Source organism: Streptomyces sp. NPDC054841 (assembly GCF_053611045.1).
On sequence record NZ_JBSGZO010000354.1, the window covers coordinates 1 to 8,985 of the forward strand.

General features: G+C 70.0%; 8 protein-coding genes. 1 reads left to right on the forward strand and 7 read right to left on the reverse strand.

The annotated features are described in order from the left end of the window. Positions 1-54: 54 nt before the first annotated feature. From ACWGI8_RS32735 to ACWGI8_RS32750, 4 genes are all read right to left on the reverse strand, one after another. The gene (locus ACWGI8_RS32735; protein WP_453666492.1) at positions 55-336 is read right to left on the reverse strand and encodes a hypothetical protein; all 282 of its coding nucleotides are present in this window, start codon (positions 334-336) and stop codon (positions 55-57) included. Between the two features lie 84 nt (positions 337-420). After that, complete coding sequence (locus ACWGI8_RS32740) at positions 421-1,710, reverse strand: sugar ABC transporter permease (protein ID WP_453666493.1); 1,290 nt, start codon at positions 1,708-1,710, stop codon at positions 421-423. Next, the gene (locus tag ACWGI8_RS32745) at positions 1,707-2,492 is read right to left on the reverse strand and encodes an ATP-binding cassette domain-containing protein (protein ID WP_453666495.1); all 786 of its coding nucleotides are present in this window, start codon (positions 2,490-2,492) and stop codon (positions 1,707-1,709) included. Before ACWGI8_RS32745 ends, ACWGI8_RS32740 begins: the two co-directional genes overlap by 4 nt. A gap of 80 nt (positions 2,493-2,572) precedes the next feature. Then, complete coding sequence (locus tag ACWGI8_RS32750) at positions 2,573-3,682, reverse strand: sugar ABC transporter substrate-binding protein (RefSeq protein ID WP_453666497.1); 1,110 nt, start codon at positions 3,680-3,682, stop codon at positions 2,573-2,575. Positions 3,683-4,037: 355 nt separating this feature from the next. Between ACWGI8_RS32750 and ACWGI8_RS32755 the strand changes: the two genes are divergently transcribed. Then, on the forward strand, positions 4,038-5,240 hold the full coding sequence (locus ACWGI8_RS32755) for a DUF418 domain-containing protein (protein WP_453666498.1): 1,203 nt from the start codon (positions 4,038-4,040) through the stop codon (positions 5,238-5,240). Between the two features lie 25 nt (positions 5,241-5,265). Here the strand turns inward: ACWGI8_RS32755 and ACWGI8_RS32760 are convergent, their stop codons facing one another. The 3 genes from ACWGI8_RS32760 to ACWGI8_RS32770 form a co-directional block, all read right to left on the reverse strand. After that, positions 5,266-6,045 carry an alpha/beta fold hydrolase gene (locus ACWGI8_RS32760; protein ID WP_453666499.1) on the reverse strand — a complete coding sequence of 260 codons (780 nt, stop codon included), beginning with the start codon at positions 6,043-6,045 and terminating at the stop codon, positions 5,266-5,268. A 67-nt stretch (positions 6,046-6,112) separates the two neighbouring features. Next, on the reverse strand, positions 6,113-7,249 hold the full coding sequence (locus ACWGI8_RS32765; protein WP_453666500.1) for an alpha/beta hydrolase: 1,137 nt from the start codon (positions 7,247-7,249) through the stop codon (positions 6,113-6,115). After that, on the reverse strand, positions 7,246-8,985 hold a 1,740-nt coding region (locus ACWGI8_RS32770; RefSeq protein ID WP_453666502.1), incomplete at its 5' end, for a thioester reductase domain-containing protein. The genes ACWGI8_RS32770 and ACWGI8_RS32765, both read right to left, overlap by 4 nt.

Genomic DNA, 8,985 nt, shown 5'->3' on the forward strand with positions numbered 1-8,985 from the left:
GTCCAGGACCGCACACAGCTCGCGTCGGTGGACCGGCCCGGCGTGCGGCATCAGTCAGGTTTCCATCGCGAGGTCGCAGTCGGCGCAGATGCGCTCTGCGTACGCCGGGCCGTACCACTTCGAGCCCGGATGCTCGGAAGGCTTCCAGTCCGTCGCTTCCATGGCGAACGTGTCTTTGCCGCAGATGGTCCGTGGACCGGGGGCTGCCGGGTTTCCGGGAGCGGCGGGTGCTGCGTGGACTCGGCGGACGTGCCGGCTCTCGGCTGCCGGGGTGGCGGAGGGACCGGGCGCCGACACCGTCTCGTCCAACTCGTGCACAACGACGATCTCGCTCATGATCCGACGGTATGCCGTTGCGAGGGAGCACGCCTTCCCACTGCAGGCGCCCGCCGCCCGCCCCGCCGCCTGGCGGCTGTGCGGTCAAGCCCTGCCGTGCGCCTTCTGCGAGAGGCGCGACAGCGAGTCGAGGACCACGGCGGCGAGCAGCACACCACCGGTGATCACGGACTGCATCGGCGTCGGGATGCCCAGGAGAACCATGCCCGACGCGATCGACTGGATGACGAGCATGCCCAGCAGGACGGACCAGGTCGTACCGCGGCCGCCGAACAGGCTGACGCCGCCGATGACCGCCGCGGCGATGGCGTTGATCAGCAGAATGGTGGAGCCCGACGTCTGGCCCACCGCGGCGACGCGCGAAGCCAGGAAGAGCCCGCCGACGGCGGCCAGTGTCCCGGAGACCATGAACGCCGAGATCCGCAACCACACCACGTTGATGCCGGCGCGGCGAGCCGCCTCGGCACCCCCGCCGATGGAGAAGATCTTCCGCCCGTAGAACGTGCGGCGAAGGATGAAGTCGAGGCCGACGACGAAGGCGAGGAAGATCAGAAGGGCGAGCGGCAGACCCTCGAACCGGTTCAGGACGTAGGCGGCGGCGAACGCGACCAGTGCCACCGCACCCGTGCGCACAGCGATGACGCTGAGTGGCCGGGACAACACGCCGGCGGCCCTTCGGCGGCGTGCGTCCCGGTAGGACGCGAGGAAGAACGCGGCCACGCTGAGCGCCGCCAGCCCGTACGCGACTCCCGCGTCGTGGAAGTAGTAACTGGTCAGCGCATGGACCAGACCCTGCTCAGGGAGGTTGATGGTGCCGCTCGCGCCCAGGACGTAGAGCATGAGGCCGTTCCAGGCCAGCAGGCCCGCCAGAGTGACGACGAACGACGGTACGCCGACCTTGGCCGAGAAGAACCCCTGAACGGCTCCGATCGCTGCTCCGACGAGCAAGGCGGCGGCGATCGCCAGCCACTCCGGCAGGCCGTTGCTCACGTTCAGGACGGCGAACACCGCCGCAGTGAGCCCGCTGACCGAGCCGACGGACAGGTCCACCTCGCCGAGCAGCAGCACGAAGACGATGCCCAGGGCGATCATGCCCGTGCCGACGATGTCCACGCTGAGGTTGGAGAGGTTGCGGGGCGAGAGGAACTGTTGGTGAAGGCTCTGGAAGATGGTCCAGAGCACAACGACACACACGATCCCGGGAAGCGATCCGAGTTCGCCGCTGCGCAGCTTGCGGGTGAACTCGCCGACGTAACTCCTGAAGCCCCCTTCGCCCCCTGACCGGCGCTGATCGGCGGCTGCGGGCCTGGCGCCGACCGAATCGCCACCCGCTCCGGCGCGACCGAGGTTCTCGGATGCTCGTGTCCTTTTCACATCGCTCCCTCCCACGACCGGGCCTCGCGATGGGCGCCGGCGTTGTCGGTGGCACCGGTGATGGAGGAGACGATCTGCTCCTGCGACGTGGTCGGCACGCTGAAGAAACCATTGTTGCGACCGAGGTGCAGCACCGCGACCTGGTCCGCGACGGCTTTGACGTCACCGAGGTTGTGGCTGACCAGGAGGACGCCGATCCCGCGCTCCCGCAGCCGATCGATCAGGTCGAGGAAGTGGGCGGTCTGCTGGACGCCCAGCGCGGCGGTGGGCTCGTCGAGGATGAGCATCCTCGGTTCGCTGAGAAGAGCGCGCGCGATCGCGACGGTCTGGCGCTGGGTCGCGGAGAGGGAGGCGACGGGGACACGGACGCTGGGGATGCGTATGGGGAGGGTGTCCAGCAGGTCCAGTTCCCGGGCCCGGCGCTCCATGGACACCTCGTCGAGGACTCCGGTCCTGCCGATCTCATGGCCGAGGAAGAGGTTGCCCACGACATCGAGGGTTTCGCACAGCGCGAGGTCCTGGTAGACGCTGGCGATGCCCAGGCCCTGGGCATCACGGGGGCGGGAGATCCGGACGGGACGGCCGTTCCACTCGATGACCCCCGTGTCGGCGGGGCCTACGCCGGTGATCACCTTGACGAGGGTGGACTTGCCCGCGCCGTTGTCGCCCACCAGGGCGACGACCTCGCCGGCGTGGATCTCCAGCTCGACGTCCGTGAGTGCCCAGACAACGCCGAACCGTTTGCAGATGCCGCGCAACGCCAGCAGGGGAGTGCTCCGCACGTGAACCGCCTCCTTTGCCCGTCCCGTCTCTCCCTGCCGGTGATGCCGCACGACATGCGGGAGGTGCGGCGCCGGGCGGCCTAGTCGATGAGTCCGGCTTCCCGGCAGGCGGCTTCGACCGTCGGGGTGCAGATCTGGCTGACCGTGTAAAGGCCGCTCTTGACGACCGTGTCCTCGACCGTGCCGGCGGTCACGGGGACCAGGGGGCCCAGGACGGCCGGGATCTCCTTGTCGGTGTCATTGCTGACACGGTCCTTTGCGATGGTGTCGAGCTTCTCGCCGCGGCCCAGGGCGACTGCCATCTCGGCGGCGGCGTTGGCCTCTGCCTCGAAGGACTTGTAGACGGTGACGTACTGCTCGCCCTTGACGATCCGCCGCACGGCCGAGAGGTCGGCGTCCTGACCGGTGACGGGCGGCAGCGGCTTGATACCGGCGGCCTTGAGCGCGGTGACCACGCCACCCGCGAGCCCGTCGTTGGCCGCCAGGACGCCGTCGATGTTGTCCGCGCCCAGCTCGGCGATGGCGGCCGACATGTTCTTGAACGCGTTCTCCGGAATCCACTCGGCGGTGTAGTACGACCTGGCGATCTTCACCTTGCCCTTGAGTACGGAGAGCGCGCCCTTCATCAGGTCTCTCGTGTTCGGATCCGTGGGGTCACCGTTCATCATCACGATCTGGCCGTCGCGCGCCTTGGGACCCATCGCTTTGAGGAGCTCCTGGCCCTGGATCCTGCCGATCTCCTCCGAGTCGTAGCTGGAGTAGCCCGAGATGGGGCCCTCGGCGAGGCGGTCGTAGGAGACCACCGGGACGTTCGCCTCGCGGGCCCTGGTGATCGAGGAGCGGAGCGCCTTGTCGTCGACGGGATCAAGGATCAGGACCTTGGCACCGTCCGCGATCATGGATTCGACCTGCTGTTGCTGAGTGGCCACGTCCGCCGAGGCGTAGGCGTGGGTCACCCTGCAGTCGGGGCACAGCTCCTTGACCCTTTTCACGATCAGGGGCTTGTCGGCGGTCGCCCAGCGAGCGGTGTGCGTGTCCGGGAGCAGCAGTCCGACCGTGAAGCCGTCCTTGCCGGAGGCCCTGCCGCCCGCGTCGTCTCCTGCCTCACCGACCGCCCCGCAGGCGGCGAGACCGGCGAGCGCGGACACCGCCGTCATGGCGACGACAGCGCGCCCCGGACGGCTCTTCATCCGAGGGATCTTCCTGCCATGTCTCCGGCGGCTGTGCACCGTCTGGAGTGGATCCGACATAAACCCCAATGTAGGGGAAAATGTGAAAGGGCGACGGTGGCGGCTGTCCGACCGGTCCGATCTCCGACGCCCGGCGTCACAGCACGCCCGGCGAGCGGGTGCTGGTCACTGCCACTGCTCGTGCCGCGGGCGAACGCGGCCGGACCGTGCCGCAGGGGGATCAGACGGGACGCCGGGTGCCTGCGCCCGTTGCACCCGAGGAGGACCCTTCAGCCGCGGGGTGCATCCTTCGATGTAGGGGGAGTTCGCCTGTTCTTACGAGGAATACCGTCCGGGTCGCGTCGACGATGAAGGCATGACCGAGACCCTGAGCACACCGACCACGACTTCCTCCGCCGGCGCGGGCGGAGGCCGATTGGCCCTGCTCGACGTACTGCGCGGGGCCGCGATCCTCGGCACGCTGATGACCAACGTGTGGATCTTCACCGGTCCGGGCGCCGAGTGGGGGCTCCTGCAGAGCGGGACCGGCGACGCCGGCTTCGGGTCCTGGCCCGGGGCGGCCGAGCGCCTGTTCCGGCTGGTGGCGGACGGGAAGTTCCTGTCGATGCTGACGATCCTGTTCGGCGTCGGCCTGGCGATCCAGTTCGACTCCGCCGCCCGGCGCGGTCAACCCTGGCCCGGCCGCTACCGATGGCGGGCGCTGTTCCTGTTCGCCGAAGGGACTGTGCACTTCATCCTCGTCTTCGCATGGGACGTGCTGATGGGGTACGCGGTCACCGCACTGCTCGTCGCCTGGCTGCTGACACGATCGGACAAGGCGCGGCGGCGGGTCATGTGGTGGGCGGCCGGGCTGCATCTGGCATTGATGGGCGGGCTCACGGCGGTGCTGGTCGTTGCCAACCGGAGCCAGGGGGAGGGCGACGAGGGCGGAGGCGGTGTCTCCCGGGAGGTCGTCGATCTGTACGCGCACGGCAGTTACCTGGACCAGGTCTCCTTCCGGCTGGAGCACGCGGTCGCGCTGCGCATGGAGCCGGTGCTCTCCTTCGGGCTCCTGGTCTTCCTCTTCCTGCTCGGTGTGCGGTTGTTCCGGGCGGGCGCGTTCGGCGCGGACGAGAAGGGCCGGCGGATCCGTGCCCGGATGCTCGGCTGGGGCCTTGGCCTCGGAGTGCCGCTCACCGGGGCGATCGCCCTGGCCGGCCAGGACCTCTTTCTGCTGAGCCGGTACTGCGCCGCCCCGTTGACGGCGGTCGGCTACATAGGCCTGATCGGTGCCGTGGTGGACCGGGTGCGGCGTCCCGGCCCCCTGACCACCGGTCTCACCTCCGTCGGCCGGATGGCACTGTCCGGCTACGTGCTCCAGAACGCCCTGTGCGTGCTGGTCTCGTACGGCATCGGACTCGGCCTCGCGGCCCGGTTCGGAGAGTCGGCCCGCCCGTGGTGGGTGATGGGGCTGTGGGCGGCGGTGTGCGTCGTCCTCATGGCGGGTTCCACGTTGTGGCTGCGTCGGTTCTCGAACGGCCCGTTGGAGTCCGTGCAGAAGTGGGCACTGCGGCGCTGACGGATCCGTTCGGCCGCGCAGTGCCTCATGGCCGGCCGGTCACGAACCAGTCGAGAGCCGCGGTCAGTTCTGCCGGCTTCTCCACCGGGAGTTCGTGGCCGGCGTCCACGATCCGCACCACCGCGTCCGGGTAGGCCTTCGCCATCCGCAGCATCTGCGAGACGGGCAGCTGGATGTCGTGGTAGCCGTGCACCAGCAGGGTGGGTGTGCGGATCTCGCCGACCCGGTCGAGGACGTCGAAGGCCCGCATGGCGGCGTAGCACGTCATGACCACCTCCTGCGGCGTGGCCGAGGAGGCCCGTATGTGCTTCCGGACCTCCTCGCGCGGGTAACCGGGGGCGAAGGCCCGCTGGATGTTGGCGGCGACGAACAGCTTGAACGGCACCCGCGTGGACGCCGCCATCAGCAGGCCCCGCCCCCGGCTGTAGGTCATCCGGCTGATCGAGTTCACCAGCACCATGCGCTCCACCCGCTCGGGGTGGGAGAGGGCGATGGTCTGCGAGATCATCCCGCCCATGGAGTGGCCGACGAGGACGAATCGCTCGACCTTCAGATGGTCGAGGAGGGCCAGGACGTCCGTCGCCAGGTCCTTGATCGTCCGCGCCCCCGCCCCGCTGCTCTCGCCGTGACCGCGCAGGTCGAGCCGTATCACCCGCCGCTTCTCGGCGAAGTGCGCCATCTGGTGGTCCCAGCGGTGCCGGTTCGCCGTCCAGCCGTGGACGAACACCAGGGGCACACCGTCACCGTCGCGGGGGCCCTCGTCGTCGTACGTCAGTGCTGCGCCGTCGACTTCGAGCTGCGGCATGGGTCGTCGCCTCCTGGGATGCGGTCTGGTTACTGACGGGTACGGTAGTCGGCCGCCGGGGAATCCGTCACCGTCGTCTGCCAAGGAAGTCGAGAATGTGACCGAACACGTCGAGGGCGGCGCCCCTGCCGAGGAACGTGTCCAGGTGACCGTAGCCGGGAATCTCGGTGTAGGCCACGTCCAACTGGGGCCGGCGGTGGGCGAGAACCTCGTGGCAGAGCTTCTGCGAGTCCAGCCAGAGCCCGTTCTCACTGCCGGCGAGCAGCAGGACGGGGGTGTCGATGCGGCCGGCCGCGTCCAGCGCGTTGGGCGGCAGGGCCCGGTAGCGGTGGTCGGCGTCATGCCATCGCATCACGCTGCGGGCCAGTTCGATGCGGCGCAGGTGCGGCAGGATCCACAGCGGCGCGGGGCCGAGCAGCTCCGCGAGCCGGTTGTGGGTGGCCTCGGACAGGTGCTCGTGCACGAACAGCGAGGCGCCCGTGCCCCATGCCGAGTTGTGCAGGATCTGGCAGGTCGGGTCCGGGCAGCTCGCCTTCCGGGAGGCCAGCGCGAACAGCGGGGTGTACTTCGACCAGAGCCCCACCGTGCGGAAGTCGACCGGTATGTGGTCGATCCGGGACCTCAGCAGTTCCCCGGCCACCGTCATCCGCAGCGAGGTGCGGCCCGCGAGCTTCGGTGTCAGGAACACGCCCTGAGACACCACGCCCGCGAGGCCCGGCACCAGTCCGGCCGCCATGCTCATCGACAACGTGAGCGAGCCGATGCAGTGGGCCACCACGAACAGCGGCCGGTCGCCGATGCGCTGCCGGATGCGGGAGACGGCCTCGGGGATGTCGTACAGCGCGACGTCGTCGTACGTGTACTTCTGGCCGGTCTCGTTGTACGGCAGCCGGCAGCTGCCCCGCCAGTCGAGCAGCCACGGCTCGTAGCCGTCGTCGAGCAGGACGTCGACCAGGTTGCGGGTCTCCGGCAGCAGGAACATGTCGGCGGACGCGGTGTGCCCGTGCAGGAGCAGCACGGCGGGCCGGTCCGCCTCGCCGCTGTCTATGCGGGTCAGGCCGAGCCGGACGCCGTCCCCCGCCCGGAAGGGGATCTCCTCGACGGCCGCCGCGTCGAGGCGGTGCCGGAGCGGGCGCAGGGCCGTGGTGGTCCTGACCTTGCGGATCGCCGGCCTGGTCCGGGAGCTGGTCGCCTTGAACATCATCGGTTGTGCTCCGTGGGGGTCTGGGTGCGGCGCAGGTCGAGCAGGTCGGCGGCGGCCCGGGCGAAGGGGCCGAGCAGGCCGCGGCCCATCTCCAGGCCGAACCAGGCGAGCCAGGTCAGTTTGGCGGCGCGCTTTTCCTGGCCGGTCAGGCGCGGGTCGACCTTGATGCCGTCGATCTGGTCGCGTACGTAGCTGTCCGCGGGCACGACGACCTCACCGGCCAGGGCGGCCGGTTCGCCCTCGCGGCCGATCTCCACGGTCAGCGCGCGGGTCTGCCGCCACACGTCCCGCCGGGCCCGGGCGTACTTGCGGCCCTCCAGCCACCAGCGCCCGCCGTCGGCGTCGCGCAGGCACAGCCGATAGCGGAGGAGTTGGTGCCGCAGACCGTGCTGCTCGGGGATCCCCTCCTCGGGGCGGATCCAGACATCGCCGCGCTCCACGACCAGCGGCTCGGGGTGCACCGCCACGCACACCAGCTCGCCCGTGACGTCCACCCGGCGCTCCTTCACCAGCTGGTACATGCTCGCGATGGAGAGGGTGAGCGCCATCGAGCAGGGAGTGTCGGCGACTGCGCCGACCGGGCCCACGCCGCCCTCGGTCGTCTCGGAGAACCACAGGTACGGCTGGTCGTCCTTGTGCGGCAGCCGGGCGAGGCCGTCACGGGTGAGGCGCTCGAACGTCCTGAGCTGCGCCTGGGCGTCGTAGCGGGCCGCGCGCGGAAGCCCGAGTGCCTCGACGAGCGCGTTGGTGCGCTCCATGGCGGCCGCCGGTCCCTTCAGCGTCGCCTCGCACAGTTTGAGGGCGGTGGGGCTCTGCAGCACCCTGGTCAGGAAGGCCAGTTCGGGCACCGGGTCGGCCTCCAGGCGGGCCAGGACGTCGGTGCGCCACTCGTCCCAGTCCTGTACGCGCACGTGCATGCCGCCGAGCGCCATGTCCCGTACGACGTCGTCGAGGCTGTTGGGCACGCCGGTCAGGTTGTAGTCGTAGCCCCAGGCGTCGGGTTCGCAGATGACGCCGACCGCGACCCGGCTCACCCAGTCCACCGGGGCTGCGTTGAGGTGGCGGAAGGCGGGCACGGTGCGGAAGCGGCCGAAGGCCGAGATGAGGCCGCTGCTGAGGTCCTGGGGGTTGTAGGCGCCCGTCCTGGTGTGGCCGCCGATGCCTCCCGGACGCATCGCCGTGACCACCAGGCCGTGGTCGCGGGCCCGTCGCAGTGCGACCTCAGCGGCCCACTTGGTCTGGTCGTAGCCCGCGATGAGACGGTCGGCGTGGGCGAGCGGGTCGTCCTCGCCCATGGAGGTGATGCCGACCTCGTTGAAGACCGCGATCGAGGAGATGTGGTGCAGCGGCTTGGGCCGGCCCGTCGCCGCCAGTTCGGCCAGTGTCAGCGCACCGAGGACATTGCTCTGTCGCAGCGACTGGTAGCCGCGCAGGAAGTCCACGGCCGCCGCCACGCCGACGACGCTGTCCAACTCGTGCGCGAGCGTGTTCCACAGGTCCTCGGACAGGCCGAGGCGCGGGCGCCTGATGTCGCCCGCAAGCACGGTCACCCGGCGGCGGATCTCCGACGACCAGGGCAGCTCGTAGCTCCGCAGCGCCTCACCGAGCCTGGCGACTGCCGCTTCCTCGTCGGCTGCGCGGACCAGGCAGTGGACGTGGGCGTCGCTGTGCCGCAGCAGGTCGAGGAGCAGGTGGCTGCCGAGGAAGCCGGTGGCGCCGGTCAGCAGGATCCGGCG